Raw genomic sequence first — 25,949 nt, 5'->3', positions numbered from 1 at the left:
TTCGTGGGACGAGTCACCAGCCGCACCCCCGTGCTGCGCATCCGGGGCCCCGTGCGCACCACCCGGCCCGACACGGTGGCCGCCGAGGAGCCCCTGGAGATCCGGCTGGCCGGGTCGCCGCTGGCGGTCACCATGCGCACGCCCGGCGCCGACTTCGACCTGGTGCACGGCTTCCTGGCCACCGAGGGCGTCATCGGCGGCGTCGAGGACGTCGCCGGGCTGCGCTACTGCGACTCGGTGGACGCCGAGGGCCGCAACACCTACAACGTCGTCGACGTCGACCTGGCGCCCGGCGTCGAGCCGCCGGACACCGCGCTGGACCGCAACTTCCTCACCTCGAGCTCGTGCGGCGTCTGCGGCAAGGTGAGCATCGACGCGATCCGCACCCGCACGCGGTACGACGTCGCCGGCGACGGCACCCGGCTGGAGCTGGCCACGCTGCTGGCGCTGCCCGACCGGCTGCGGGCGGCGCAGGAGGTGTTCACCAAGACCGGCGGCCTGCACGCGGCGGGGCTGTTCACCGCCGACGGCGAGCTGGTGGCGCTGCGCGAGGACGTCGGCCGGCACAACGCGGTGGACAAGGTGATCGGCGACGCGCTGCGCGCCGGGCGGATGCCGCTGGCCGGGCACGTGCTCATGGTCAGCGGCCGGGCCAGCTTCGAGCTGACGCAGAAGGCGGCGATGGCCGGCATCCCGGTGCTCGCCGCGGTGTCGGCGCCGTCGTCGCTGGCGGTGGAGCTGGCCGCCGACGTCGGCATCACGCTGGTCGGCTTCCTCCGCGGCGACGGCTGCAACGTCTACAGCCGCCAGGAGCGCATCGTCCTCGACGACCGGCGCTGACCTCGGTCCAGCCGGAGCCCCCCAGCACGCCGCTCTCCCGGCGGGACGAGGCCGGGAGCGGCTGCTCGACGGGGCCGGGGTCGAACCACCGGGGACCGCGGTCGACCGGCCGGAGCTCGAACTCGCCGTCCACCGGGGCGTACGTGCGCGGAGGTCGCAGCCGCAGGCCCGGACGACGACGTGGACGCGCGCCGCGCGGCCGGGAACCGGCGGCACCTGCTCGGGGACCTGCCCGTGGGCGTCGGCGAGGAGTGCCCCGCGGACGGGCACCTCGGCGCCGCCCTCGCGCCACCAGGCGGTGAGCCGCTCGTGCCGCAGGAGGAGGCCGAGGTCCGTCGCACCGGGCAGCGGGCCGGCCCGCCAGGGGACCTGCCGGGCGCCGGGGCCGCGGGGTCGCCGACCTACTGCAGCGGCCAGCTCCCGCGGTCACCCCGCCCGGGCGGCGGCCGGCAGCACTCGATCTACCGGTCGGCGAGGAAGACCTCGACGTCGGGCTCCTCGCTCAGTGGTCGCCGCCGCGGAGCTGGCTGACCACGTGGGGGAGCAGCGGCCCCAGGACGGCGAGCCCGTCGCGCACGCCGCCGGTGGAGCCGGGCAGGTTCACGACCAGCGTCCGCCCCGCGGTGCCGGCGATGCCCCGGGACAGCACCGAGGTCGGCACCGTGCCCTCGCCGTACCGGCGCACCGCCTCCGCCAGCCCCGGGGCCTCCCGCTCGACCACCGCGCGGGTGGCCTCGGGCGTGACGTCGGTGGGGGAGAGCCCGGTGCCGCCGGTGGTGAGGACGACGTCGGCGCCCGACGCCACCGCCTCGCGGAGGACGGCGACCAGCGCGTCGACGTCGTCGGGGCGCACGTGCGGCCCCTCGACCACGAACCCGAGCGAGCGCAGCCCCTCGGCCAGCGCCTGCCCGCTGCGGTCCTCGTAGACCCCGGCGGAGGCGCGGTTGGACGCGGTGACGACGACGGCGCGGGCACCCTCGGGGAGCTCGCTCACCGCCGCCACTCGCCGCTCTTGCCGCCGGACTTGGCCAGCAGCCGCACGTCGGTGATCGAGGCCCGCGGGTCCACGGCCTTGACCATGTCGATCACCGTCAGCCCGGCGACGGCGACCGAGGTGAGCGCCTCCATCTCCACGCCGGTGCGGTCGGCGGTGCGGGCGGTGGCGGTGATCTCCACGGCGTCGTCGGCGACCTCGACGTCGACGGTGACGCCGTGCAGCGCGATCGGGTGGCACAGCGGCACGAGGTCCGGCGTCCGCTTGGCCCCGGCGATGCCGGCGATCCGCGCGACGGCCACGGCGTCGCCCTTGGGCACGCCCTCGCCGCGCAGCAGCGCCACCACCTCGGGGCTGACCAGCACCCGGCCGGCGGCGGTGGCCTCGCGGGCGGTCACCGGCTTGGCGGAGACGTCGACCATCCGGGCGGCGCCCCGCTCGTCGACGTGCGTGAGGCGGTCGGTCACTGCAGCGCTCCCTCGATCAGGACGACGTCGACCTCGGCGCCCGCGGGCAGCTCGGTGACGTCCTCGGGCACGACGACCAGGCAGTTGGCCCGGGCCAGGTGGGCGACCAGGTGCGAGCCGGGCCCGCCGACCTGGGAGACGCGGCCGGCGTCGTAGCGGCCGCGGAGGAACTGGCGGCGCCCGGCGGGGGAGCGCAGCGGCGCGGTGAGCACCGCGGGCGCGCGCAGCCGGCCGGGGGCGGCGTGCCCGAGCGCCCGGCGCAGCGCCGGGCGGACGAACACCTCGAAGGACACGAACGAGCTCACCGGGTTGCCCGGCAGGGTCACCACCGGGACGCCGTCGACGGTGCCGCACCCCTGCGGGCCGCCCGGCTGCATGGCGACCTTGACGAACTCGACGGTGCCGAGCGTGCCGAACGCGTCCTTGACGACCTCGTAGGCGCCGGCGCTCACGCCGCCGCTGGTGACCAGCAGGTCGGCGTCGGCCAGCTCGGCGCGCACGGTGGTGAGGAACTGGCCGACGTCGTCGGGCACGAAGTGCAGCCGGCGCGCGGTGCCGCCGGCGTCCTCGACCGCGGCACACAGCAGCAGCGAGTTCGACTCGTACACCTGCCCGGGCAGCAGCGGCTCGCCCGGCTCGACCAGCTCGCTGCCGGTGGACAGCACCAGCACCCGCGGGCGGCGGCGCACCCACAGCGTCCGGGCACCCACCGCGGCGGCCAGGCCGAGCTGGGCGGCGCCGAGCGGGCTGCCGGCCTCCAGCGCGACGGTACCGGCGGTGATGTCCTCCCCGGCGCGGCGCAGGTGGGTGCCGGCCGCGGGCGCGTCGCGGATCTCGACGACGTCGGTGGCGGCGTCGGTGAGCTCGACGGGGACCACGACGTCGGCGCCCGGCGGCAGCAGCGCGCCCGTCATGATCCGCTGCACGGTGCCCGGGGCGAGGGGGGCGACGTCGGTGCGGCCGGCCGGGACGTCGTCGGCCACCGGCAGCCGGGCGGGGAGTGCGCCGAGCTCGGCGGACCGGGCGGCGTAGCCGTCCATCGCCGAGTTGTCGAAGCCGGGCAGCGGCACCTCCGCGACGACGTCGCGGGCCAGCACCCGGCCGTGCGCCGCGGCCAGCGGCACCTCCTCCTCGCCGAGCGGGGCGAGCAGGGCGGCGACCACCGCCTGGTGTTCCTCGACCGTGCGCACCCGGTCATCCTGGCGGATGGACCCCGGCCCGGCTGGCGGGTGCCCGGCGCCGCGGGCAGCGTGGGCCGGGTGACCGACGTCGTGGTGCTCGGGCAGGCGGGGCGGGACCTGGTGCTGCAGGTCGGGCGGCTGCCGTCCGCGGGCGGCTCGGCGGAGGTGCTCCGTCGGGTCGAGGTGCTCGGCGGCAAGGGCGCCAACCAGGCGGTGGCACTGGCCCAGCTGGGTGTCCCGGTGGCGCTGGTCGGCGTGGTGGGGGACGACGGGGACCCGCTGCTCGCGCAGGCGAGGGCCGACGGCGTGGACGTGTCCGGCGTGCGCCGGCGGCCGGGCGTCCCCTCCGCGCTGCTGGTCGACGTGGTGGGGCGCGGGGGCGCGCGCCGGCTGCTCGAGGACGTCCCGGACGGCGTGCGGCTCACCGCCGACGACGTCGCCGCGGCCGCCGACCTGGTGGCCGGTGCCAGGCGCTGTCGCTGCAACTGCAGCAGCCGGGGGAGGCGGTGCGCGCGGCGCTGGACCTGGCCCGTCCGGACGCCCTCGTCGTCGCCGACGGCGCCCCCGCCGACGACGCCACCCGCGACGCGCTGCTCGCCCGCGCCGCCGTGCTGCGCGCCGACGCGGAGGAGGCCGCGCTCCTGGTCGGCCGGGACCTCGACGGCGTCGACGCGGTCCGGGAGGCCGCGCTCGAGCTGCGGGCGGCCGGACCGCGGCTGGTGGTGCTGTCCGCGGGCGCCGACGGCGAGGTGGTCGCCTGGCGCGCCGGCGGGTCCCGGGCCACGGGCGGCGCGGACTGGCCGGCCGACGGCGTGGTACGCGTGCCGCTGTCGGACACCGACCCCGTCGACCCGACCGGCGGCGGGGACGCCTGGGGCGCCGGGCTGGTCGCCGCGCTGCTCGGCGGCGCCGGCCCGGCCGAGGCCGCCCGGACCGCCTCGGCGGCGGCCACGCTGAGCGTCCGGCGGCTCGGCGGCCGCCCGGACCTCTCCCCGGCGGCGCTGTCCGGGCAGGTCGCCCGCGAGCGCGTGGTGGCGGCATAGCAAGCTGTGCCCACGTCCGCGCGCCCGAGACGTGCGGAGAACTTCCTGTGCCTCACCACACGAGAGGAGCGCCCGCGTGGCCGAGTACGAGCGGATGCTGGCCGCCAACGAGGAGTGGGCCCGCGACTTCCGGGGCGGGCTGCCGGTGGCCCCGGCCCGCAAGGTCGCCGTCGTCGCCTGCATGGACTCGCGCATGCCGCTGTTCCCGCTGCTCGGCCTGGCCGTGGGCGACGCGCACGTCATCCGCAACGCCGGCGGCGTGGTCACCGAGGACACCATCCGCTCGCTGACCATCTCCCAGCACGTGCTCGGCACCCGCGAGATCGTGCTGGTGCACCACACCGACTGCGGCCTGCAGAAGACCGACGACGCCTCGTTCGCCGACCTGGTCGAGCAGGCCACCGGGGTCCGGCCGCCGTGGCCCGCGCGCACGTTCACCGACGCCGACGAGGACGTCCGCGAGTCGATCCGGCTGCTGCAGGAGAGCCCGTTCCTCCTGTCCAAGGAGATCTGCGGCACCGTCTACGACGTCGAGACCGGGCTGCTGCACCGGGTCGCCTGACCGTCCTACCTGCACGGACCCGATCCGGAACGCCTCCGTTCGCGGGTGACCGTCACCACGGTTACCGTCCGCACTGCCGTCTTCACGGCACGTGTACCCCTCGGAACGGAGAGAGCATGCAGAGGTCCGGCAGGCGACTCGGTCGCCTCCTCGTCGGTGCCGCGGTGATCGCCGCGACCGGCGTCCTCGTCCCCACCGCGGCCACCGCCGCACCGGCCGGGACGACCGGTGCGACGGAGAACCACCTCGTGGTGTTCAAGGGCTCGCGCAGCCCCGCCGACGCCGCCCGGATCGTGACCGCCGCCGGCGGCACCGTCGTCGCCGACTACGCGGCCATCGGCGTACTGGTCGCCCGCGGCGACAGCGGCTTCGACGAGCGCGTGCGGGCCGACGGGAGGGTGGAGGGGGCGACGGCGACCGGCGCCTACGCCTCCCGCCTGGACGGCGGCGCGCCCGTCGGCGCCGAGGCCCCCGGCGACCTGCCGGACGCCCCCGCCACGGACGGCGACTCGCTCTCCGGCCTCCAGTGGGACATGCGCCAGATCCACGCGCCCGAGGCGCACGCGGTCACCGGCGGCAGCCGCGAGGTCGTCGTCGCCACCATCGACACCGGCGTCGACTTCCGGCACCCGGACCTGCGGGCGAACGTCTCCGACGCCGACAGCGCCAACTGCACCAGCGGCGCCCCGGTCCCGGGCGCGGCCGCCGCGGACGACGACAACGGCCACGGCACCCACACCGCCGGCACCATCGCGGCGGCGGCCAATGGCACGGGCATCGTCGGCGTCGCGCCCAACGTGCGGATCGCCGGGATCAAGGCCGCGACCGCCGAGGGGTACTTCTTCCCCGAGGCCGTCGTCTGCGCGTTCATGTGGGCCGGCGAGCGCCAGGTCGACGTGACCAACAACAGCTACTTCGTCGACCCCTGGCTGTTCAACTGCCGGAACGAGGAGGAGCAGCGGGCCATCTGGAAGGCCGTGCAGCGCGCCGTCCGGTACGCGATGAACCAGGGGACGACGGTCGTGGCCTCGGAGGGCAACAACAGCGAGGACCTCTCCCACCCGACCGCCGACGCCACCAGCCCCGACTTCCCGGCGGGGTCGGAGCAGGAGCGGGAGGTCACCAACGCCTGCGTCGTCGTCCCGGTGGAGATCCCCGGCGTCATCGGGGTCACCTCGACCGGCAGCCTCGAGCAGGGGACGCAGGCCGGCGCGTACGCCGACCACCTGAAGGCCTACTACTCGTCCTACGGCGTGAGCACCGCCGACGTGGCGGCGCCCGGCGGTGACTTCTACTTCCGCGGGAGCGACCCGGGGGCGCAGGCGATCCAGGGCCAGGTCCTGTCCACCTGGCCGGCCGACATCCCCTGCGGGCGCAGCCGCACGGAGGCCACCGGTGACCCGGGCTACCCGACGGCGGTCTACTGCGGGATCCAGGGCACCTCGATGGCCGGCCCGCACGTCGCCGGCGTCGCCGCCCTGGTGATCAGCCGGTACGGCGACGCGCGCACCCCGCAGAACGGGGCGATGCGGCCCACGCAGGTCGAGGCGCTGATCAGCCGGACCGCCGACGGGCAGCTGTGCCCGGAGGCGCTGCCGGCCGCCACCAGCGGCGCCCCCACCGGCCGCCCGTACGAGGCGTTCACCGGCTCGGAGAGCGGCGCCGTGCAGCAGTGCCAGGGCGGCTCGGGCCACACCTCCTGGTACGGCACGGGTGAGGTCGACGCGCTCGCCGCGGTGACCGCCGCCCGCTGACCGGACGGCACGACGGAGGGGCCGGGTGCGCGGTGCACCCGGCCCCTCCCGCGTCCGCGGGTGCGTGACCTGCGAGGACGCCACCCCTAGGCTCCCCGCCCGTGACGGGGACACGGGGACGACGGCTGGGCGCCGCGGGCGCCGCGGTGGCCGCAGCGGCGCTGCTGGCGGGGTGCACGACCACGGTGAGCGGGACGGCGACCCCGCCGGCCGCTGCCGCGCCGACGACGAGCGAGCCGCCGGCGACGACGACGCCGTCCGGGCCGCCGGTCGACGTCACGCCGGCCCCCGAACCGACCGTCGGCACCCTGCTGGAGGCCCACCGCATCGCCTCGGTGACCTCGCTGGTGCAGACCACCTTCCCGGCGCGGACGGACATCTGCTTCCCGTCCGGGCCGTGGAGCGACTCCGGCGCCCTCGACGCCGCCTACTTCGGCACCGGGACGGCGGGCCCGATCCTCGACCGCTGGGGCTTCGTCACCGCCTGGGGCCAGTGCAACAGCGACCCCGCCGACGGCGCCGGCACCCTGACCCTGGTCGCCGAGCTGTCCGACCCCGAGTCCGCGCGGCGGGCGGCCGCGGAGCTCGCCGCCGACCAGGCCGGCGGCTACCAGGCGGCCGAGATCCCCGGCGTCGACGGCGAGGTGCTGCTGCAGGAGGGCGGCGGGGAGGACGTCGTCCAGGCGTTCGTGCCGGTCGGCCGGATGCTCGCCTACGCGTACCACAGCACCGGCCCCGGCCAGGGCCTCGACGACGTCGGCCGGCTGATGACCGACCAGGTCGGGCTGCTGCAGGGCTTCACCCCCACGCCGCAGGCGCAGGTGCCCACGCTGCCCACCGACCCGGTCGGCCTGCAGTCGCTCACCCTCGACCCGCCGGGTGACTTCACGGAGTTCTCCGGGCCCTACGACCTCGAGGGCTACCTGCGGCTGGCGATCGACCCGGCCCGGGAGCGCGACCTGCTGTCGGCCAACGGGTTCCGCGGCTTCTACGCCAAGCAGTCCGACGAGGACGAGCTCAGCTACGCGGTGGCGCTGTACGCCTTCCCGACGTCGGCCGAGACCAACGCCGTCTACACGGCGTTCGCCGAGCTCGAGGGCGCCGAGTTCGGCGGCACCCGGTTCACGCTGCCCTCGGTCCCCGACGCCCCGTGCTTCTGGTTCCAGGCGGGGGAGAGCTACTACCAGCGCTGCTACGTCGGCTACGGCAGCCACCTCGCCAGCGTCGACGTCCTCGGCCTGGCCGCCGCCGACGACGTCGCCGCGATGGACCGGCTGCTGCCCGCCCAGCGCGACCTCATCGCCGGTTGAAGGGCCCTCCTGCCCCCCACCGCTCGCTCCGCTCGCGGCGGGACCCTGCAGGAGGGCCGTTCCAGCACGTCACCTCGGCCTGTCGGGTGGGCTGGTATCGTCGTCGGCTGGTGCGCGGCCGCCGGCTGGTGCGCGCGCGCCGTCGGCGTCTCCCGTCCTCGGTGAGGCGATCCCACCAGCCACCCCGACGACGACGGAGGACACGAGCGCCGTGCGCACGTACTCACCCAAGCCCGGCGAGGTCACCCGCGCCTGGCACGTCATCGACGCCACCGACGTGGTGCTCGGTCGACTCGCCAGCCAGGTCGCGACCCTGCTGCGCGGCAAGCACAAGCCCCAGTTCGCCCCGCACGTCGACGTCGGTGACTTCGTCGTCGTCGTGAACGCGAACAAGATCGCCCTCACCGGCTCCAAGCGCGACCAGAAGACCGCCTACCGGCACTCCGGCTACCCGGGCGGCCTGCGCGCGATCAACGTCGGCGACCAGCTGCGCACCCACCCCGACCGCGTCGTCGAGCGCGCGGTGAAGGGCATGCTGCCGCACAACAGCCTCGGCCGGCAGATGATCAAGAAGCTGAAGGTGTACGCGGGCCCCGAGCACCCGCACGCCGCCCAGCAGCCCCAGACGTTCGAGATCAAGCAGGTGGCCCAGTGACCTCCCCCCTCACCGTGACCGACGCCGAGGGGCGCCCGGTCCAGACCGTCGGCCGGCGCAAGGAGGCCATCGTCCGCGTGCGGCTCGTGCCCGGCACCGGCCAGTTCCGCCTCAACGGCCGCAGCCTCGAGCAGTACTTCCCGAACAAGGTCCACCAGCAGCTCATCCGCGAGCCGTTCGTGACCCTCGAGAAGGCCGAGCAGTACGACGTCGTCGGCATCCTCAAGGGCGGCGGCGTCACCGGCCAGGCCGGCGCGCTGCGCCTGGCGATCGCCCGCGCCCTGATCGAGGTCGAGGCCGAGGACCGCCCGGCCCTCAAGAAGGCCGGCTTCCTCACCCGCGACGCGCGGGTCAAGGAGCGCAAGAAGTACGGCCTCAAGAAGGCCCGCAAGGCTCCTCAGTACTCGAAGCGCTGACCGGCACCGCCGTGGGTCGCCTCTTCGGGACCGACGGCGTCCGGGGTCGGGCCAACGCCGACCTCACGCCGGAGTTGGCCCTCTCGGTGGCGCGTGCCGCCGCCAGCGTGCTCGCCGACCGCGACGGGACCTCGCGTCCCGTCGCGGTCGTCGGGCGTGACCCCCGCGCCAGCGGGGAGATGCTCGAGGCCGCCGTGGTGGCGGGCCTCGCGAGCGCCGGCGCCGAGGTGCTGCGCGTCGGCGTGCTGCCCACCCCGGCCGTCGCGTTCCTCACCGCCGAGACCGGCGCCGACCTCGGCGTCATGATCTCGGCCAGCCACAACCCGATGCCCGACAACGGCATCAAGCTGTTCAGCCGCGGGGGCCACAAGCTGCCCGACGCGGTCGAGGCGGCGATCGAGCAGACCATCGCCGTCTCCCGCCGCAGCACCGACGGTCACCGCCCGACCGGCGCCGACATCGGCCGGGTCCGCGACCTGCCCGGCGCCGGCGAGGACTACGCCAAGCACCTGCTGTCGACGCTCACGGCGTCGGTGTCCGGCCTGCGCCTGGTCGTCGACTGCGCGCACGGCTCGGCCGCGACCGTCGCCCCCGACGTCTACCGCCGCGCCGGCGCCGAGGTCACCGTCATCGGCGGCGAGCCCGACGGCTGGAACATCAACGACGGCATCGGCTCCACCCACCTGGGCCCGCTGACCGACGCCGTCCGCGAGACCGGCGCGGACCTCGGCATCGCGCACGACGGCGACGCCGACCGCTGCCTCGCGGTCACCGCCGACGGCCGGGTGGTCGACGGCGACGCGATCCTCGCCGTGTGCGCGCTGGCGCTCAAGGAGCGCGGCGAGCTCGCCCGGGACACCGTCGTCGCCACGGTGATGAGCAACCTCGGCTTCCACCACACGATGCGCGACGCCGGCATCGCGGTGCACACCACCGCCGTCGGTGACCGCTACGTGCTCGAGGCGCTGCGCGAGCAGGGGCTCAGCCTCGGCGGGGAGCAGAGCGGTCACCTGGTCTTCCTCGACCACGCCACCACCGGCGACGGCCTGCTCACCGGGCTGGCGCTGCTGTCCCGCGTGGCCGCCACCGGCAGCTCGCTCGCCGACCTCGCCTCGGTGGTGCGCCGGCTCCCCCAGACCCTGGTCAACGTCCCGGTCCGCGACCGCATCCGGGTCGTGGAGAGCGAGGCCGTGGGCAGCGCGGTCAACGCCGCGGAGGCCGAGCTCGGCGACGACGGCCGGGTGCTGCTGCGGCCCTCGGGCACCGAGCAGCTCGTCCGCGTGATGGTCGAGGCGCCCACCCAGGAGCTCGCCGACGGGATCGCCTCCCGGCTGGCCGCGGTCGTCGCCGCCGTCGACTGACCGCCCGGGCTGGACCGGGGCGGCGCCCCGGGACGAGCATGCCGCCCACCGGCCCGGCGGGAGGACGCGATGACCGTGCGGATGCGCGACCTGTTCGGCGGGGCCGTCGGCCTGCTCCGGTACGAGCCCACCGCCAAGCGGGTGCGGGCCGAGGCCGACGGCGTCGTCGTCGCGCTCACCGACCGGGCGCTGCTGGTGTGGGAGCCCCGGCGGGTGGTCCCCGCGTACGCCGTCCCGCGCGAGGACCTGCGCGGGACCCTGACCCCCGCCCCGGCCCCGCCCCCGGACGTGCCGGCGGGCACCGGCTTCGCCGTCCCCGACGTGACCGCGCTGCGCGTCCTCGACCCGCGGGTCCCGTTCTCCGTGCGCAGCACGCCGGGGGAACCGGTGGCGGTGCAGGTGCCGGGCAGCGACCGCGTCGTCGAGGGGTTCTGCCCGGCCGACCCGGCGCTGGCCGGGTACGTCGTCCTGGACTTCGGCGGCTGCGACGCCTGGTACGAGGAGGACGAGCCGCTGCACGGGCACCCGCGCGACCCGTTCCACCGGGTGGACGTCCGGGCCGGCTCGCGGTCGGTGCGGGTGTCGGCCGGCGGGCAGCTCCTGGCCGCCTCCTCCCGGCCGCGGCTGGTGTTCGAGACGCTGCTGCCGGTGCGCTGGTACCTGCCGGCCGAGGACGTCGTCGCCGACCTGGTGCCCAGCGGGACGCGCACGTGGTGCGCCTACAAGGGCGAGGCCAGCTACTGGTCGGTGCGGACCGGCGACGGGCTGGTCCCGGACGCGGTGTGGAGCTACCGCGACCCGCTGCCCGACGCGGCCCAGCTCCGGGGGCTGCTGTGCTTCTTCGACGAGCGCTTCGACGTGGCCGTCGACGGCGTGCCGCGCCCGCGCCCGGTGACGCCCTGGTCCTGACCGGCCCGGTGGGGCGGGTGGGACCGGCTCCGCGTCTCACACCGCAGAGGGACGGATCGGTCCCCCTTCCCCGGTAGCCTCGATACACATGTGCGGCATCGTGGGTTACGTCGGCCCCCAGAACGCCCTGGACGTCGTCCTCGAGGGCCTGCGCCGGCTCGAGTACCGCGGGTACGACTCCGCGGGCGTCGCCGTCCGGGTGGACGGCGACGGCTCCGGTGAGCTGGCGTCGGCCAAGAAGGCGGGCAAGCTGGCCAACCTGGAGAAGGTCCTGGCCGACGCCCCGCTGCCAGAGGCGACGCTGGGCATCGGGCACACCCGCTGGGCCACGCACGGCGGCCCGACCGACCGCAACGCCCACCCGCACCTGTCGGCCGACGGCCGGGTCGCCGTCATCCACAACGGGATCATCGAGAACTTCGCGCACCTGCGTGCCGAGTGCGAGGCCGCCGGCGCCGAGATGCGCTCGGAGACCGACACCGAGGTCGTGGCCCACCTGCTGGCCGCCGCCTACGCGGAGCTGCCCACGGGCCCGGGCCGGTTCGCCGAGGCGATGCGCGCGGTCAGCCGCCGGCTGGAGGGCGCGTTCACCCTCGTCGCCGCGCACGCCGACGAGCCCGACACGCTGGTCGCCTCCCGCCGCAACAGCCCGCTGGTGGTCGGCGTCGGCGACGGCGAGTACTTCCTCGGCTCCGACGTCGCGGCGTTCATCGCGCACACCCGCGAGGCCCGCGAGCTCGGCCAGGACCAGGTCGTCGAGATCGACCGCACCCGCGGCCTGACCGTCACCGACTTCGACGGCGCGCCCGCCGAGCCCGCCGCCTACACCGTCGACTGGGACGCCGCGGCCGCCGAGAAGGGCGGTCACGACTGGTTCATGCTCAAGGAGATCGCCGAGCAGCCGCAGGCGGTCGCCGACACCCTGCGCGGGCGACTCGGCGAGGACGGCGAGCTCGTCCTCGACGAGGTGCGGCTGTCCGACCAGGACCTGCGCGACGTCGACAAGGTCTTCGTCGTCTCCTGCGGCACCAGCTACCACGCCGGGCTGATCGCCAAGTACGCCATCGAGCACTGGACCCGCATCCCGGTCGAGGTCGAGGTGGCCAGCGAGTTCCGCTACCGCGACCCGGTGCTCGACCGCTCCACGCTGGTCGTCGTCATCAGCCAGTCCGGCGAGACGATGGACACCCTCATGGCGCTGCGGCACGCCAAGGAGCAGAAGGCCCGCGTGCTGGCCATCTGCAACGTCAACGGCTCGACGATCCCGCGCGAGTCCGACGCCGTGCTCTACACCCACGCCGGCCCGGAGATCGCCGTCGCCTCCACCAAGGCGTTCCTGGCGCAGATCGTCGCCTGCTACCTGGTCGGGCTGTTCCTCGCCCAGGTGCGCGGCATCAAGTACGCCGACGAGGTCGGCTCGATCGTCCAGCAGCTGCAGCGGCTGCCCGAGGCGGTCGAGCAGGTGCTGACCCAGATGGAGCCGGTGCGGGAGCTGGGCCGGTCGCTGGCCGACTCGGACACGGTCCTCTTCCTCGGCCGCCACGTCGGCTTCCCGGTGGCGCTGGAGGGCGCGCTCAAGCTCAAGGAGCTGGCCTACATCCACGCCGAGGGCTTCGCCGCCGGCGAGCTCAAGCACGGCCCGATCGCGGTCATCGACGAGGGCACCCCGGTGGTGGTCATCGCGCCGTCGCCGCGCGGGCGCAGCCTGCTGCACGGCAAGGTCGTCTCCAACATCCAGGAGATCCGGGCCCGCGGCGCGCGCACCATCGTCATCGCCGAGGAGGGCGACGAGGACGTCGTCCCCTACGCCGACCACCTGATCCGGGTGCCGCGCACGCCCACGCTGCTCGCCCCCGTGGTGACCACCGTGCCGCTGCAGATCCTCGCCTGCGAGATCGCCGACACCCGCGGCTTCGACGTCGACCAGCCCCGCAACCTGGCCAAGAGCGTCACCGTCGAGTGAGTTCGTGCACGATCAGGTGAGCTGATCGTGCTGCGTCCTGGCTCGCCGTCGGCGGTGAGCCAGGACGCGTGACGGTGAGCCAGGACGGCGCGTCCGGCGGGCGCACGGCAGACTGACCCGGTGATCGTCGGGGTCGGGATCGACGTGGTCCCCGTGACCCGTTTCGCCGAGTCGCTGGAGCGCACCCCCGGGCTGCGGGACCGGCTGTTCACCGCCGACGAGCAGACGACGCCGTCGGGCAGCGCCCGCACCGCCGAGTCGCTGGCCGCGCGGTTCGCCGCCAAGGAGGCGGTCGCCAAGGCCCTCGGCGCGCCCGGTTCGCTGCACTGGCACGACGTCGAGGTCACGGTCGGCGAGCGCGGCCGCCCGCACCTGGAGGTGCGGGGCACGGTCGCGAAGCGGGCCGCGGACCTCGGCATCAGCAGCTGGCACCTCTCGCTCAGCCACGACGGCGGCATCGCGTCGGCCGTGGTCGTCGCCGAGGGAGGCCCCGCGTGATCGGGCTGTCCACCGTCGCGGAGGTCCGCGCCGCCGAGGACGTGCTGCTGGCCCGCACCCCCGAGGGCGCGCTCATGCAGCGGGCGGCGACCGGCCTGGCCACCGTCTGCCTGCGGCTGCTCGGCCGGGCGCACGGCGCGCGGGTCACCGTCCTGGCCGGCGGCGGCAACAACGGCGGCGACGCGCTGTTCGCCGGCGCGCGGCTGGCCGCCCGCGGCGCCCGGGTGACCGCCGTCCTGCTCGCCCCGGACCGCGCCCACCCCGCCGGGCTGGCGGCGCTGCGCCGCGCCGGCGGGCGGGTCACCGGCCCGGACGGGCCCGACGGGCTGGACCGCGCCGACCTCGTCCTCGACGGGATCGTGGGCATCGGCGGCCGCGGCGGGCTGCGGCCGGACGCCGCCCGGCTGGCCGGGCGGGCCGCCACCGGCCCGGGCATCACCGTCGCCGTCGACGTCCCGAGCGGCGTGGACGCCGACACCGGCGCGGTCGAGGGCGCCGCGTTCGCCGCCGTCCACACGGTCACCTTCGGCGCGGTGAAGCCCGGCCTCGTCGTCGGCGAGGGCCGCGGGCACGCCGGCACGGTGCACCTGGTCGACATCGGCCTGGGCCCGTTCCTGGCGCCCGCGCGGGCGCACCGGCTCACCGACGGCGACGTCGCCGCACACCTGCAGCCGCCCGGCGACGTCGACGACAAGTACTCCCGCGGCGTCGTCGGGATCGTGGCCGGCTCGGCCACCTACCCCGGCGCCGGGGTGCTGTGCACGGGGGCGGCGCTGCGCACCCGGCCGGGGCTGGTCCGCTACGCGGGCACCGCGGCCGAGGGCGTGCGCGCCGCGTGGCCCGAGGCGATCGTCACCGCGGGCCGCCCGAGCGACGCGGGCCAGGTGCAGGCCTGGGTGGTCGGCCCCGGCATGGGCACCGACGACGACGCCCGCAGCGTGCTCGCCGAGGTGCTGGCCACCGACCTGCCGGTGGTGGTCGACGCCGACGCGCTGACGATGGCTGCCCGCGAGCCGGACCTCGTCCGCCGCCGGACCGCCCCCACCGTGCTCACCCCGCACGACCGCGAGTTCGAGCGCTTCGGCGTCGCGGTCGGCGCCGACCGGGTCGGCAGCGCCCGCCGGCTGGCCGCGGACCTCGGCGCGGTCGTGCTGCTCAAGGGCAGCGCCACCGTCGTCGCGGACCCGGACGGGACCGCGTTCGTCAACGGCACCGGCACCCCGGAGATGGCCACCGCCGGCACCGGCGACGTGCTGTCGGGGATCCTCGGCGCGCTGCTGGCCACCGGCAGCCCGGCCGCGGAGACCGCGGCGGCGGCCGCGCACCTGCACGGCCGCGCCGGTCAGGTCGCCGCGGAGGCCGGGCCGGTGGTCGCCGGCGACCTGGTGCGGCGGCTCTCCGAGACGGTGGGCCGGGTGCGGAGCACCGGCCTGCGAGACTCGGGGGTGTGAGCGAACCCCGGGCCGAGGTGGTCGTCGACCTCGACGTGATCGCGGCGAACACCGCCGTGCTCCGCGAACGGGTCGGCCGGCCGCTCATGGCGGTGGTCAAGGCCGACGGCTACGGGCACGGGCTGGTGCCCGCGGCCCGGGCGGTGCTGGCCGGCGGTGCCGACGCGCTCGGCGTCGCCGTCCTCGAGGAGGCGCTGGCGCTGCGCGCCGCGGGGGTGACCGCGCCGCTGCTGGCCTGGCTGCACACCCCCGGCACCGACTTCGCCCCGGCCCTGGAGGCCGACGTCGAGGTGTCGGTGAACGCGGAGTGGGGGCTGGCCGAGGTGGTCGCCGCCGCTCGCGCCACCGGCCGGACCGCGCGGCTGCACCTGTTCGCCGACACCGGCCTGTCCCGCGAGGGGGCCACGACGGCCGACTGGCCGGGCCTGGTCGCCGCGGCCGCCCGCGCGCAGGCCGACGGCGAGGTCGAGGTGGTCGGCCTGTGGAGCCACATGGCCTACGCCGACGCGCCGACCCACCCGACGATCGGCGCCCAGGTGCGGGTGTTCGACGAGGCCGTGGACCTCGCCCGCGGCGCCGGGCTGGACGGGCGGCGGCACCTGGCCAACTCCGCGGCCACCGTGGCGCTGCCGGACACCTGGTACGACATGGTCCGCCCCGGCATCGCCCTCTACGGGCTGGACCCGCTCGGCGGCGACCCGGCGGTGCACGGCCTGCGGCCGGCGATGACCGTGCGCGCGCGGGTGGCGCTGACCAAGCGGGTGCCCGCGGGCGTCGGCGTCTCCTACGGCCACACCTACTCGCCGGTGACCGAGACCACGCTCGCGCTCGTGCCCGTGGGGTACGCCGACGGGGTGCCGCGGGCGGCGGGCAACCGGGCGCCGGTGCTCGCCGGCGGCGCCCAGCGCACCATCGCCGGGCGGGTGTGCATGGACCAGTTCGTGCTCGACGTCGGCGACGCCGCCGTGGCGCCGGGCGACGAGGTGGTCCTCTGGGGTCCCGGCGACCGGGGCGAGCCCACCGCCCAGCAGTGGGCCGACGCGGTCGACACCATCCACTACGAGCTGGTCACCCGGGTCGGCGGGCGGTTCACCCGCCGGCACGTCGGGTCCGCGGGGGCGGTCTGATGGCACGCAGCAGGAGACCGGTGCGGCGCGCGGCCGCCCCGGCGCGGTCCGGTGTCGCCGGGGCGCTGGAGCGCCACCCGGCCGCCGGGGTCGCCGGGGCCGTCGTCGGCCTGGCGGCGGCGACCACCGCCGTCGGCGTGGCCGTCGCCCGGATCGCCACCCGGCGGGTGCGCGCCGAGCGGCTGAGCCCCGAAGGGGCGCTGCCCGAGGGCGCCACCGCCGCCGAGCTGCGCGAGGACGACCCGCTCGGCCCGGCCTCCCGCCGGGCCGACCGCACCGCGTTCGTCCAGGCCGACGACGGCGTGCTGCTGGCGGTGGAGGAGGTCGGCCCGCTCGACGCGCCGCTGACCGTCGTCTTCGTGCACGGCTACACGCTGTCGATGGCGTCGTGGACGTTCCAGCGGCGGTCGCTGGGCGCGCAGCTCGCCACCGCCAACGGGCACCGCCCCGCGGCCCGGCTGGTGTTCTACGACCAGCGCGGCCACGGGGGCTCCAGCCGCGGCCCGGCCGAGAACTCGACGATCGAGCAGCTCGCCGACGACCTCGCCGCCGTCATCGAGACCCGGGTGCCCGAGGGCCCGGTCGTGCTCGTCGGGCACTCCATGGGCGGCATGACCGTCATGGGCCTGGCCGACCTGCGCCCGGAGCTGTTCGGCACCAGGGTCGTCGGCGCGGCCCTGGTGTCGACGTCCAGCGGCAACCTGGCCGAGCTGGACTTCGGCCTGCCGGAGTTCCTCACCCGCGTGCGCGCCGCGGTGCTGCCGGTCGCGGCCTGGACGATGCGCCGCCGGCCGGCGTTCGCCGAGCGCACCCGCCGGCTGGCCGCCGACGTCGTCTCCGCGGCCACCTGGTCGCTGTCGTTCTCCTCCACCGACGTCGACCCGCGGCTGGGCCGCTACGTGGACGCGATGATCGGCGGCACCCCGGTTGACGTGATCGCGGAGTTCTACCCGGCGCTGGCCGGCCTCGACGAGACGGGCGCGCTCGAGCCGCTGCGCGGCGTGCCGACGCTGGTGCTCACCGGCGACGCGGACAAGATGATCCCGCGGGCGCACAGCGACACCCTCGTGGAGCTGCTCGGCGGCGAGAGCCCGATGGTCGAGTACGTCGTCGTGCCGGACGCCGGGCACCTGGTCCCGCTGGAGCGGCCCGAGGAGGTCACCCGGGCCCTGTCCGGCCTGCTGCGCCGCGTCGCCGCCGGGACGCCCGTCCGGGACTGACCCTCAGCCGCGGGCGTCGTACAGGCGGCCCATCAGCTCGTCGCGGGTGCGGTGGGCGACCTCGCAGCCGTCGGCGAAGGTCAGTTCCCACGGCGTCCCGGCGCCGGGCACGACCGGACGGCGCGGGGGCTCCAGCACCGCCGCCCGCAGCGCCGGGTCGGGGAGCTGCTGCGCGCCGTCCAGCGCCGCCCGGCGCACCGGGTCGGCGTCGCCGGCCCGCGCGTCCCGCAGCAGCCGCCGGCCCGCGGCGGTCGGGCCGAGCAGCCGGCCGAGCAGCCCCTCGTGGCGCAGTCGCCGCGCGACCTCGGCCACCCGGTCGTCGCCGAGCGCCCGCCAGCGGACGGTCTCGACCGAGCGGCGGCCGCGGGCCCCGACGGCGTCGAGGACCGCGGCCTCGACCGGGTGGCGACGGCGAGGGGAGACCACCTGCAGCTCGCCCGGGGCGACCGCGCGGACCCGGCCGGTGACCACCAGGGCCACCAGGGCGGTGTCGACCACCCGCTGCGTCCCGCCGGCGAGGCAGGCGACGTCGTACACGTCCGGCTGCGGCGTCATGGCGGCTCCTCCCGGCGCGGGGTCCCGAGCACAGGGTGAGCCTCCCGGGCCGTGGAGGGAAGCCCGGAGGCCCGGCCGCAGCGGCCCCCGTAGGGTCGGCGCGTGGCCGCCCCCCGTCCGCCCCGCTTCGACGCCGCGGCCGCGGAGGTCGCGCGCACCGCCGCCGCGGCCGCCGACTGGTCCGAGCTGGCCGCGGCCGCCACCCCCTGCGTCGCCTGCCCCGAGCTGGCCACCACCCGGCAGCACGTCGTCGTCGGGGACCCGCCGGTGCGCGGCCGCGCCCGGTTCGCGCTGGTCGGGGAGGCGCCCGGCGCGAACGAGGACGAGACCGGGCGGCCCTTCGTGGGGAAGTCGGGGCAGCTGCTCGACCTGCTGCTCGCCGAGGCCGGGCTGGACCGCGCCGACGCGGCCGTGCTCAACATCGTGAAGTGCCGGCCGCCGGGCAACCGGACGCCGAGGACCCCCGAGGTGGCCCGCTGCAGCGGCTGGCTGCGCCGCCAGCTCGAGCTGCTCGACCCGCCCGTCGTCGTGGCGCTCGGGCTGTCGTCGGCCAAGTGGTTCCTCGGGCCGCGGACCGTGCTCGCCGAGGCCCGCGGCCGCCCGCACGACGTCGGCGGCCGCGCGGTGTGGGCGACCTACCACCCGTCGGCGGCGATCCGGTTCGGCCCGGCGGGGGCGCCGCGGGCCGGGCTGCTGGAGGACCTCACCTCGGTGGCGCGGAGCCTGGCCCGGTGAGGCGCGAGCACGAGCTGCCCACCCCCGAGGACACCCGGGCGCTGGGCGCGGAGCTCGCCGCCGTGGTGCGGCCGGGCGACCTCGTCGTCCTCACCGGGCCGCTGGGGGCGGGCAAGACCGCGCTCACCCAGGGCCTCGGCGCCGCACTCGGCGTGACCGAGCCGGTCACCTCGCCCACGTTCGTCATCGCCCGCGTCCACCGCGGCGGGCGGCTGCCGCTGGTGCACGTGGACGCCTACCGGCTCGGCAGCGTGGCCGACGTCGACGACCTCGACCTCGACGCCTCCACCGAGGAGTCGGTGACCGTGGTCGAGTGGGGCGCCGGGCTGGTCGAGCGGCTGGCCGACGAGCACCTCGAGGTCCGGCTGGACCGCCGCGACGACGACGTCCGCACCGCCGTGCTCGTCCCGCACGGCCCCGGCTGGGAGGCCCGGCTCGACGGCGACCGGCCGGACTAACCTGGCGAGTCGTGCTCGTCCTCGCCCTCGACACCGCGACCCCCACCCTCGTCGCCGGGGTCGCCCGCCGCACCGCCGGGGACGTCGAGGTGCTCGCCGAGCGGGCGGTGCCCTCGGGCAACCGGCACGCCGAGCTGCTCGTCCCCGCCGTCCGCGAGGCGCTGGCCGCGGCCGGGCTGACCCTCGCCGACGTCGACGCCGTCGTCACGGGCCTCGGCCCCGGGCCCTTCACCGGACTGCGGGTCGGCGTCGTCACCGCCGCGGCGCTCGCCGACGCGCGCGGCGTCCCCGCGGTCGGGGTCTGCTCGCTGGACGCGGTCGGCTCCGGGCGCCGCACCGTGGTCACCGACGCCCGCCGCAAGGAGGTCTACTGGGCCGCCTACGACGACGCCGGCGCGCGCGTGGACGGTCCCGGCGTCGTCCGGCCCGAGGAGGCCGGGTTCCCCGGCCCGCTGGTCGGCGACCCGCGGTTCGCCGACCGGCTGGGCGCGCCGGTCGGGCCCGCCGAGGTGACCACCGCCGGGCTGCTGCGCGCGGCGGCATCCCTGCTCGACGACCCGTCGTCCGCCGGGCCGCTGGTGCCGCTGTACCTCCGCCGGCCCGACGCCGTCCCGCCGACGTCGTTCAAGCCGGTGACCACCGCGTGAGCGCGCGGCTGCGGCCGATGCGGCTGGCCGACCTCGACGCCGTCCTCGCGCTGGAGGAGGAGCTCTTCGCGCCCGACACCTGGACCCGCGCGATGTACCGCGACGAGCTCGCCCGCACCGACACCCGCCACTACCTGGTCGCCGAGGACGACGGCGCCGTGGTCGGCTACGCCGGGCTCATCGCCTACGACGACGAGGCGCACGTGGCGACCATCGGCGTGGCACGGGACCGGCAGGGCGAGGGGATCGGGGCGCGGCTGCTCGACGCGCTGCTCACCGAGGCCGACCGGCGCAGCCCGGTCGTGCTGCTCGAGGTGCGGGCCGACAACGAGCTCGCGCAGGGCCTCTACCGGCGGCGCGGGTTCACCGAGATCGGCCGGCGGCGCGGCTACTACCAGCCGAGCAACACCGACGCAGTCGTGATGAAGAGGGAGAGGCTCCGTGGCTGACGAGCCGCTGGTCATCGGGTTCGAGACCTCCTGCGACGAGACCGGCGTCGGCGTCGTCCGCGGGCACACGCTGCTCGCCGACGCGCTCGCCACCTCGATGGCCGAGCACGAGCGCTTCGGCGGGGTGGTGCCCGAGATCGCCTCGCGGGCGCACCTGGAGGCGATGGTCCCGACCGTGCACCGCGCGCTGGCCGAGGCCGGGGTGTCCGCGTCCGACGTCGACGCCGTCGCCGTGACCGCCGGGCCCGGGCTCACCGGCGCCCTGCTGGTCGGGCTGGCCGCCGCCAAGGCGTACGCGCTCGCGCTGGACAAGCCGCTGTACGGGGTCAACCACCTGGCCGCGCACGTCGCCGTCGACGAGCTGCAGCACGGCCGCCTCGCCGAGCCGTCCCTGGCGCTGCTGGTCTCCGGCGGGCACAGCTCGCTGCTGCTCGTGCCCGACCTGGCCCAGGAGGTGCAGTCGCTGGGCCGCACGATCGACGACGCCGCCGGCGAGGCCTTCGACAAGGTCGCCCGCGTGCTGGGCCTGCCCTTCCCCGGCGGCCCGCCGATCGACCGGGCCGCGCGCGAGGGCGACCCGGCGGCGATCGACTTCCCGCGCGGGCTCACCGGCCCCCGCGACGCGCCCTACGACTTCAGCTTCTCCGGGCTCAAGACCGCCGTCGCGCGGTGGGTCGAGGCCCGGCGGGCGGCGGGGGAGCCGGTGCCGGTGGCCGACGTCGCGGCGTCGTTCCAGGAGGCGGTCGCCGACGTGCTGACCGCCAAGGCGGTGCGGGCCTGCCGCGAGCACGGCGTCGACCACCTGGTGCTCGGCGGGGGAGTGGCGGCCAACTCGCGGCTGCGGGCCCTGGCCGAGGAGCGCTGCGCCGCGGCCGGGATCGTGCTGCGGGTACCCAGCCCGCGGCTGTGCACCGACAACGGCGCGATGGTCGCCGCGCTCGGCTCGCGGCTGGTCGCCGCCGGCGTCGAGCCGTCGGCGCCCGAGCTGGGCGCCGACAGCTCGCTGCCGATCGACGTCGTCAGCCGGTAGGCGGCAGAAATGGCCATTTCTGCCGCGGTCAGCTGACCGCGCGGGCCGCGTCGCGCAGCCGGGCGCGGTCGACGCCGAGGTCGGCCAGCGCGCGGACGACGGTGCCGCGCTCGAGGTCGCACACCGCGGCGACGACGTGCGCGCCGCGCAGCGGGGAGCGCGCCGCCTTCGCCGCCGCGACCGCGGCCCGGAAGACCTGCTGGGCCTGCGGGGTCGAGCGCATCGGGCCGGTGGCGGGCCCGCGCAGCGCCGGCTCCCCGGTCCCGGCGCCGACCCCGACCGACGCGAGCGCGGCGGCGTGCGCCGCCTCGACGGCCGCGCGCAGGCGGTCGGCGTCGGTCCCGACCCGGGCGAGCGCGGCGGCGGCCGTGCCGTCGGGGAGCGCGGTGGCCGCGAGCAGGAGGTGCTCGGGGCCGGGCGTCGCCTCCCCGCCGCCGCGTGCCTCGGCCTCGGCGCCGGTGAGCAGCGCCCTCACCGTCCGCAGGTCCCGCACCGCCGTGACGATCCCCATCAGCTCTCTCCTCCTGGTCGGTGACCGCGCCGCGCGCGGACCTCGGGGGCGAACCTCTTGTGGGCGGCCTGCGCGCTGATGCCGAGCGCCTCGCCGACCTGGGCCCACGTCCAGCCCCGGCCGACCGCCTCGACCACCGCCTCGACCTCCAGCCGGCTCGCCAGCCGGCGCAGGGCGACGACGGCGGCCAGGGCCGCCTCGGGGTCCTCGGGCCCGGGTACGGAGACCGGTTCGACCGCCACGCCATCAACCTAGGTTGATGCGATCCGTTCGTCAACCCGGGTTGATGACGTCGCACACGAGGGCCGTGGGGGCGCCCGCCACCCGGGTGACGACGACGGTCGCGCTGCCGGCGCCCGGGCCGCGGAGCTGCCGGGCGAGGGTCTCCGGCTCGATCGCCGACCCGCGCTTCTTCACCACCACCCGGCCGACGCCGCGCGCCCGCAGCAGCGCGCGCAGCCGCTTGAGGGAGAACGGCAGCACCTCGTCGACCCGGTACGAGGTGGCCCAGGGGGAGCCGGCCGGGGCGTCGGAGGTCAGGTAGGCGATCGTCGGGTCGACCAGCGTGGCGCCGAGGTCCGCGGCCGCCAGGGACACCAGCCCCGAGCGGATCACGGCCGGGTCGGGCTCGTGCAGCCACCCGCGGACCGGGCCGGCGTCGGCGGGACCCGGGTCGGCGTCCGCGGTCAGCTCGTGGACGACGCCGTCGCGGACGACGGCCGCCCGCCGCCACACCTCCGACAGTCCGCGGCCCCACAGCAGCGCCTCGACGACCGACCCGCGGACCGAGACCCACTCGGCCTCGACGCCGTCGGGCACCCGGTCGTGGTCGAGGCCGGGCGCCACCTTGACCACCGAGCGCGGCACCCGGTCGAGCAGCGCGGCCACCGTCGACCAGGGCGGCGACCACCGGTCGGGGTCCAGCCGCCGCCGTCCGCCGGCCCGCCGGGCGGGGTCGAGGACGGCGGCCCCGCACCCGGCCACCTCCCCGCCGCGGGCGGCGTCCACCAGCTCGACGACGTCGCCGGCGACCACCCACACGTCGTCGTCCACCCCGAGCGCGGCGGCGTTGGCGGCGGTCAGCTCCCGGGCCACCGGGTCGCGGTCGACGGCGAGGACCCGCGCGCCGGCCCGGGCCAGCGCGACGGTGTCGGTGCCGGCCGCGCAGCCGAGGTCGGCGGCGGAGTCGGTGCCGTCGGCGAGCAGCCGGGCGGCGCGGCGGGCGGCCAGCTCGGGACGGCCGGCCTGCTCGAGGGTGTCGGCGGTGAGGAACAGCCGGTCGGCGTCGGCACCGAACACCGGGCGGGCCCGCGCGCGCAGCCGGGCCAGCTCCCAGGCCGGGCCGACCAGCTCCGGGCCGACCTCGGCGCGCAGCCGGGCCACGCCGGCCAGCACGTCGGCGCCCTCGGCCAGCAGCGCCGCCGCCCGCGCGGTCGCCGCGGCCCCCTCCGGAGTGCGCAGGAGGGCCACCGGGCCGGCGTCGTCGGGCACGGCGTCCAGCCTCCCGCAGGGCGGCGTCGCCCGACCCGGCGACCCGGTTGAGGGGCTGGCACTCTCGTGGGTAGAGTGCCAATCGACACGGGCAGGCGCCTGACCCCCGCGACGGCAGGCCCGGCCCCCGTGCCACAGCATGAGAGACCACCCGCCGTCCGATCCCGAAGGGGGCGTCACCTCGTGACGACCGCTACCAAGGTCAACATCAAGCCGCTCGAGGACCGCGTCGTCGTCCAGGCCAACGAGGCCGAGACCACCACCGCCTCCGGCCTGGTCATCCCGGACACCGCCAAGGAGAAGCCGCAGGAGGGCACGGTCATCGCCGTGGGCCCCGGCCGCATCGACGACAACGGCAACCGCGTGCCGCTCGACGTCAACGTCGGCGACGTCGTCATCTACTCGAAGTACGGCGGCACCGAGGTCAAGTACGCCGGCGAGGAGTACCTGGTGCTCTCCGCCCGCGACCTGCTCGCCGTCGTGGAGAAGTAGAAGGACCCCCTGCCCCCCACGGCTCGCCCGCTCGCCGCGGGCCCCTGCAGGGGGCCGCACGACAGCTCGACGCGACCGCCCCGGCGACCCGAATGACCGGGTCCCGGGGCGGTCGCCGTCTCACCCCGTAGCAACCCCGATCGGAAGGGCCCCATGGCCAAGATCATCAAGTTCAACGAGGACGCCCGCCGCGCGCTCGAGCGCGGCGTGGACAAGCTCGCCGACGCCGTCAAGGTGACCCTCGGCCCGCGCGGGCGCAACGTCGTCCTCGACAAGAAGTTCGGCGCCCCGACCATCACCAACGACGGCGTCACCATCGCCCGCGAGGTCGAGCTCGAGGACCCGTACGAGAACCTCGGCGCCCAGCTGGCCAAGAACGTCGCCACCAAGACCAACGACGTCGCCGGTGACGGCACCACCACCGCGACCGTGCTGGCGCAGGCGCTGGTCAAGGAGGGCATGCGCAACGTCGCCGCCGGCGCCAACCCGATGGGCCTCGGCCGCGGCATGCGCGCCGCCGTCGACGCCGTGTGGGCCGCCCTCGACGAGGTCGCCACCCCGGTCGAGGAGCAGGACGCCATCGCCGGCGTCGCGACCATCTCGGCGCAGGACGCCGAGGTCGGCCGCCTGATCGGCGAGGCGATGGAGAAGGTCGGCAAGGACGGCGTCATCACCGTCGAGGAGAGCAACACCCTCTCCACCGACCTCGACGTCACCGAGGGCGTGCAGTTCGACAAGGGCTACCTCTCGCCCTACTTCGTCACCGACCAGGAGGCGATGGAGGCCGTCCTCGACGACGTCCTCGTGCTGCTGGTCCAGGGCCAGGTCGGCGCGCTGGCCGACCTGCTGCCGCTGCTGGAGAAGGTCCTCGGCAACGGCGCCCGCCCGCTGCTGATCGTCGCCGAGGACGTCGAGGGCGAGGCGCTGTCCACCCTCGTCGTCAACTCCATCCGCAAGACGATCAAGGTCGTCGCGGTCAAGTCGCCCTACTTCGGCGACCGCCGCAAGGCGTTCATGACCGACCTCGCCGTCGTCACCGGCGGCCAGGTGGTCAGCGAGGACGTCGGCCTCAAGCTCGACCAGGTCGGCCTCGAGGTGCTCGGCACCGCCCGCCGCGTCACCGTCACCAAGGACACGACGACGATCGTCGACGGCGGCGGCACGGCCGGCGCGATCTCCGACCGGGTTGCCCAGATCCGCCGCGAGATCGAGGCCACCGACTCCGACTGGGACCGCGAGAAGCTGCAGGAGCGGCTGGCCAAGCTGGCCGGCGGCATCGGCGTCATCCGGGTCGGCGCGGCCACCGAGGTCGAGCTCAAGGAGCGCAAGCACCGCATCGAGGACGCCATCGCCGCCACCAAGGCCGCGGTCGAGGAGGGCGTCGTCCCCGGTGGTGGCTCGGCGCTCGTGCACGCCGCCGCCGCGATCGACGCGCTGGACCTCTCCGGCGACGAGCTCACCGGCGCCCGTGCCGTGCGGCGTGCGCTGGAGGCCCCGCTGGCCCGCATCGCCGACAACGCCGGCTTCGAGGGTCGCGTCGTCGTCAGCAAGGTCCGCGACCTCGGCGGGGCCCAGGGCTTCAACGCCGCCACCGGCGAGTACGGCGACCTGGCCGCCCAGGGCGTCATCGACCCGGTCAAGGTCACCAAGGCCGCGCTGGGCAACGCCGCGTCGATCGCCGCGATGGTGCTCACCACCGACTCCGCCGTCGTCGAGGCGCCGGAGGAGGAGGACGAGCACGCGGGGGCCGGGCACCACACCCACGGCCACTCGCACGGCCACGGCCACAGTCACTGAACGGCGCCGCCGCGCACGATCAGCCGAGCTGAT

The 25,949-nt window shown here is 76.6% G+C and carries 29 protein-coding genes and 1 pseudogene; 23 read left to right on the top strand and 7 right to left on the bottom strand.

What is annotated here, in order from left to right; genetic code table 11:
* The first annotated feature begins 3 nt into the window (after nucleotides 1-3).
* On the top strand, nucleotides 4-840 hold the full coding sequence (fdhD, locus tag ACI8AR_RS17675; protein WP_457052176.1) for a formate dehydrogenase accessory sulfurtransferase FdhD: 837 nt from the start codon (nucleotides 4-6) through the stop codon (nucleotides 838-840).
* 180 nt (nucleotides 841-1,020) lie between these two features.
* Nucleotides 1,021-1,371, top strand: coding sequence for a hypothetical protein (locus ACI8AR_RS17670; protein ID WP_457052175.1), 351 nt, complete (start codon nucleotides 1,021-1,023; stop codon nucleotides 1,369-1,371).
* Here ACI8AR_RS17670 and ACI8AR_RS17665 read toward each other — a convergent pair.
* Genes ACI8AR_RS17665 through moeA form a run of 3 tightly spaced genes read right to left on the bottom strand, consistent with a single transcriptional unit; the run spans nucleotide 1,343 to nucleotide 3,491 of the window.
* Nucleotides 1,343-1,834, bottom strand: coding sequence for a MogA/MoaB family molybdenum cofactor biosynthesis protein (locus ACI8AR_RS17665; protein ID WP_457052174.1), 492 nt, complete (start codon nucleotides 1,832-1,834; stop codon nucleotides 1,343-1,345). The two genes, ACI8AR_RS17670 and ACI8AR_RS17665, sit on opposite strands and share 29 nt — an antisense overlap.
* On the bottom strand, nucleotides 1,831-2,301 hold the full coding sequence (gene moaC, locus ACI8AR_RS17660; protein WP_457044476.1) for a cyclic pyranopterin monophosphate synthase MoaC: 471 nt from the start codon (nucleotides 2,299-2,301) through the stop codon (nucleotides 1,831-1,833). Before moaC ends, ACI8AR_RS17665 begins: the two co-directional genes overlap by 4 nt.
* The gene (gene moeA, locus ACI8AR_RS17655) at nucleotides 2,298-3,491 is read right to left on the bottom strand and encodes a molybdopterin molybdotransferase MoeA (protein ID WP_457052173.1); all 1,194 of its coding nucleotides are present in this window, start codon (nucleotides 3,489-3,491) and stop codon (nucleotides 2,298-2,300) included. Before moeA ends, moaC begins: the two co-directional genes overlap by 4 nt.
* Here moeA and ACI8AR_RS17650 point away from each other — a divergent pair.
* The 14 genes and pseudogenes from ACI8AR_RS17650 to ACI8AR_RS17585 form a co-directional block, all read left to right on the top strand.
* Nucleotides 3,405-3,872, top strand: a pseudogene (locus tag ACI8AR_RS17650) (PfkB family carbohydrate kinase); the annotation flags it as partial. The gene moeA and the pseudogene ACI8AR_RS17650 overlap by 87 nt on opposite strands.
* A 116-nt stretch (nucleotides 3,873-3,988) precedes the next feature.
* Nucleotides 3,989-4,525: a PfkB family carbohydrate kinase gene (locus ACI8AR_RS17645; RefSeq protein ID WP_457052172.1), complete on the top strand. Its 537-nt coding sequence runs from the start codon at nucleotides 3,989-3,991 to the stop codon at nucleotides 4,523-4,525.
* 76 nt (nucleotides 4,526-4,601) lie between these two features.
* Complete coding sequence (locus tag ACI8AR_RS17640; protein ID WP_457052171.1) at nucleotides 4,602-5,087, top strand: beta-class carbonic anhydrase; 486 nt, start codon at nucleotides 4,602-4,604, stop codon at nucleotides 5,085-5,087.
* 164 nt (nucleotides 5,088-5,251) lie between these two features.
* The gene (locus ACI8AR_RS17635) at nucleotides 5,252-6,841 is read left to right on the top strand and encodes a S8 family peptidase (protein WP_457052170.1); all 1,590 of its coding nucleotides are present in this window, start codon (nucleotides 5,252-5,254) and stop codon (nucleotides 6,839-6,841) included.
* A gap of 101 nt (nucleotides 6,842-6,942) precedes the next feature.
* A complete protein-coding gene (locus ACI8AR_RS17630) occupies nucleotides 6,943-8,151 on the top strand; it encodes a DUF7373 family lipoprotein (protein WP_457052169.1) in 1,209 nt (402 codons plus the stop codon).
* A 211-nt stretch (nucleotides 8,152-8,362) separates the two neighbouring features.
* Complete coding sequence (rplM, locus tag ACI8AR_RS17625; RefSeq protein ID WP_387987693.1) at nucleotides 8,363-8,806, top strand: 50S ribosomal protein L13; 444 nt, start codon at nucleotides 8,363-8,365, stop codon at nucleotides 8,804-8,806.
* On the top strand, nucleotides 8,803-9,222 hold the full coding sequence (gene rpsI / locus ACI8AR_RS17620; RefSeq protein ID WP_456929476.1) for a 30S ribosomal protein S9: 420 nt from the start codon (nucleotides 8,803-8,805) through the stop codon (nucleotides 9,220-9,222). The genes rplM and rpsI overlap by 4 nt, the downstream gene beginning before the upstream one ends.
* Before the next feature lie 11 nt (nucleotides 9,223-9,233).
* Nucleotides 9,234-10,583 (top strand): phosphoglucosamine mutase, encoded by a 1,350-nt coding sequence (gene glmM / locus ACI8AR_RS17615; RefSeq protein ID WP_457052168.1) that lies wholly within the window; start codon nucleotides 9,234-9,236, stop codon nucleotides 10,581-10,583.
* Between the two features lie 69 nt (nucleotides 10,584-10,652).
* Entirely contained in the window at nucleotides 10,653-11,492 is an 840-nt protein-coding gene (locus tag ACI8AR_RS17610; protein WP_457052167.1) for a DUF427 domain-containing protein, read from the top strand.
* Between the two features lie 88 nt (nucleotides 11,493-11,580).
* Nucleotides 11,581-13,455, top strand: coding sequence for a glutamine--fructose-6-phosphate transaminase (isomerizing) (glmS, locus tag ACI8AR_RS17605; RefSeq protein ID WP_457052166.1), 1,875 nt, complete (start codon nucleotides 11,581-11,583; stop codon nucleotides 13,453-13,455).
* Between the two features lie 120 nt (nucleotides 13,456-13,575).
* Nucleotides 13,576-13,953: a holo-ACP synthase gene (locus ACI8AR_RS17600; RefSeq protein WP_457052165.1), complete on the top strand. Its 378-nt coding sequence runs from the start codon at nucleotides 13,576-13,578 to the stop codon at nucleotides 13,951-13,953.
* Complete coding sequence (locus ACI8AR_RS17595) at nucleotides 13,950-15,404, top strand: NAD(P)H-hydrate dehydratase (RefSeq protein WP_457052164.1); 1,455 nt, start codon at nucleotides 13,950-13,952, stop codon at nucleotides 15,402-15,404. Before ACI8AR_RS17600 ends, ACI8AR_RS17595 begins: the two co-directional genes overlap by 4 nt.
* Entirely contained in the window at nucleotides 15,401-16,531 is a 1,131-nt protein-coding gene (gene alr, locus ACI8AR_RS17590) for an alanine racemase (RefSeq protein WP_457052163.1), read from the top strand. The genes ACI8AR_RS17595 and alr overlap by 4 nt, the downstream gene beginning before the upstream one ends.
* A gap of 20 nt (nucleotides 16,532-16,551) precedes the next feature.
* Nucleotides 16,552-17,751: an alpha/beta fold hydrolase gene (locus ACI8AR_RS17585; RefSeq protein ID WP_457052162.1), complete on the top strand. Its 1,200-nt coding sequence runs from the start codon at nucleotides 16,552-16,554 to the stop codon at nucleotides 17,749-17,751.
* A 3-nt stretch (nucleotides 17,752-17,754) separates the two neighbouring features.
* On the opposite strand, the gene ACI8AR_RS17580 is transcribed toward ACI8AR_RS17585, so the two are convergent.
* Nucleotides 17,755-18,306, bottom strand: coding sequence for a TIGR04222 domain-containing membrane protein (locus tag ACI8AR_RS17580; protein ID WP_457052161.1), 552 nt, complete (start codon nucleotides 18,304-18,306; stop codon nucleotides 17,755-17,757).
* A 102-nt stretch (nucleotides 18,307-18,408) separates the two neighbouring features.
* Here ACI8AR_RS17580 and ACI8AR_RS17575 point away from each other — a divergent pair, with 102 nt between their 5' ends.
* Genes ACI8AR_RS17575 through tsaD form a run of 5 tightly spaced genes read left to right on the top strand, consistent with a single transcriptional unit; the run spans nucleotide 18,409 to nucleotide 21,625 of the window.
* Nucleotides 18,409-19,041 carry a uracil-DNA glycosylase gene (locus ACI8AR_RS17575; RefSeq protein ID WP_457052160.1) on the top strand — a complete coding sequence of 211 codons (633 nt, stop codon included), beginning with the start codon at nucleotides 18,409-18,411 and terminating at the stop codon, nucleotides 19,039-19,041.
* The gene (gene tsaE / locus ACI8AR_RS17570) at nucleotides 19,038-19,499 is read left to right on the top strand and encodes a tRNA (adenosine(37)-N6)-threonylcarbamoyltransferase complex ATPase subunit type 1 TsaE (RefSeq protein ID WP_456929467.1); all 462 of its coding nucleotides are present in this window, start codon (nucleotides 19,038-19,040) and stop codon (nucleotides 19,497-19,499) included. Before ACI8AR_RS17575 ends, tsaE begins: the two co-directional genes overlap by 4 nt.
* Before the next feature lie 11 nt (nucleotides 19,500-19,510).
* Nucleotides 19,511-20,146 (top strand): tRNA (adenosine(37)-N6)-threonylcarbamoyltransferase complex dimerization subunit type 1 TsaB, encoded by a 636-nt coding sequence (gene tsaB / locus ACI8AR_RS17565; RefSeq protein WP_457052159.1) that lies wholly within the window; start codon nucleotides 19,511-19,513, stop codon nucleotides 20,144-20,146.
* A complete protein-coding gene (rimI, locus tag ACI8AR_RS17560) occupies nucleotides 20,143-20,595 on the top strand; it encodes a ribosomal protein S18-alanine N-acetyltransferase (RefSeq protein ID WP_457046021.1) in 453 nt (150 codons plus the stop codon). Before tsaB ends, rimI begins: the two co-directional genes overlap by 4 nt.
* Nucleotides 20,588-21,625 carry a tRNA (adenosine(37)-N6)-threonylcarbamoyltransferase complex transferase subunit TsaD gene (gene tsaD / locus ACI8AR_RS17555; protein WP_457052158.1) on the top strand — a complete coding sequence of 346 codons (1,038 nt, stop codon included), beginning with the start codon at nucleotides 20,588-20,590 and terminating at the stop codon, nucleotides 21,623-21,625. Before rimI ends, tsaD begins: the two co-directional genes overlap by 8 nt.
* Before the next feature lie 28 nt (nucleotides 21,626-21,653).
* Here the strand turns inward: tsaD and ACI8AR_RS17550 are convergent, their stop codons facing one another.
* Genes ACI8AR_RS17550 through ACI8AR_RS17540 form a run of 3 tightly spaced genes read right to left on the bottom strand, consistent with a single transcriptional unit; the run spans nucleotide 21,654 to nucleotide 23,627 of the window.
* Entirely contained in the window at nucleotides 21,654-22,136 is a 483-nt protein-coding gene (locus ACI8AR_RS17550) for a Clp protease N-terminal domain-containing protein (RefSeq protein ID WP_457052157.1), read from the bottom strand.
* Nucleotides 22,136-22,378 carry an RNA polymerase subunit sigma-70 gene (locus ACI8AR_RS17545; RefSeq protein ID WP_456937858.1) on the bottom strand — a complete coding sequence of 81 codons (243 nt, stop codon included), beginning with the start codon at nucleotides 22,376-22,378 and terminating at the stop codon, nucleotides 22,136-22,138. Before ACI8AR_RS17545 ends, ACI8AR_RS17550 begins: the two co-directional genes overlap by 1 nt.
* Before the next feature lie 31 nt (nucleotides 22,379-22,409).
* Nucleotides 22,410-23,627, bottom strand: coding sequence for a class I SAM-dependent methyltransferase (locus tag ACI8AR_RS17540; RefSeq protein ID WP_457052156.1), 1,218 nt, complete (start codon nucleotides 23,625-23,627; stop codon nucleotides 22,410-22,412).
* 183 nt (nucleotides 23,628-23,810) lie between these two features.
* Between ACI8AR_RS17540 and groES the strand changes: the two genes are divergently transcribed.
* A complete protein-coding gene (gene groES, locus ACI8AR_RS17535) occupies nucleotides 23,811-24,119 on the top strand; it encodes a co-chaperone GroES (protein WP_110005357.1) in 309 nt (102 codons plus the stop codon).
* 153 nt (nucleotides 24,120-24,272) lie between these two features.
* Entirely contained in the window at nucleotides 24,273-25,916 is a 1,644-nt protein-coding gene (gene groL / locus ACI8AR_RS17530; RefSeq protein WP_457052155.1) for a chaperonin GroEL, read from the top strand.
* Nucleotides 25,917-25,949 lie beyond the last annotated feature (33 nt).

This window comes from Geodermatophilus sp. SYSU D01036, from assembly GCF_054050435.1.
Note: the sequence above shows the minus strand (reverse complement) of the source record. Positions and strands in the feature narration are given on the sequence as shown.

Coding starts and splice junctions, on each gene's coding strand:
- ACI8AR_RS17610 (WP_457052167.1), top strand. CDS start 10,653: ATGACCGTGCGGATGCGCGACCTGTTCGGCGGGGCCGTCGGCCTGCTC.
- glmS (WP_457052166.1), top strand. CDS start 11,581: ATGTGCGGCATCGTGGGTTACGTCGGCCCCCAGAACGCCCTGGACGTC.
- ACI8AR_RS17580 (WP_457052161.1), bottom strand. CDS start 18,306: ATGACGCCGCAGCCGGACGTGTACGACGTCGCCTGCCTCGCCGGCGGG.
- ACI8AR_RS17550 (WP_457052157.1), bottom strand. CDS start 22,136: ATGGGGATCGTCACGGCGGTGCGGGACCTGCGGACGGTGAGGGCGCTG.
- groL (WP_457052155.1), top strand. CDS start 24,273: ATGGCCAAGATCATCAAGTTCAACGAGGACGCCCGCCGCGCGCTCGAG.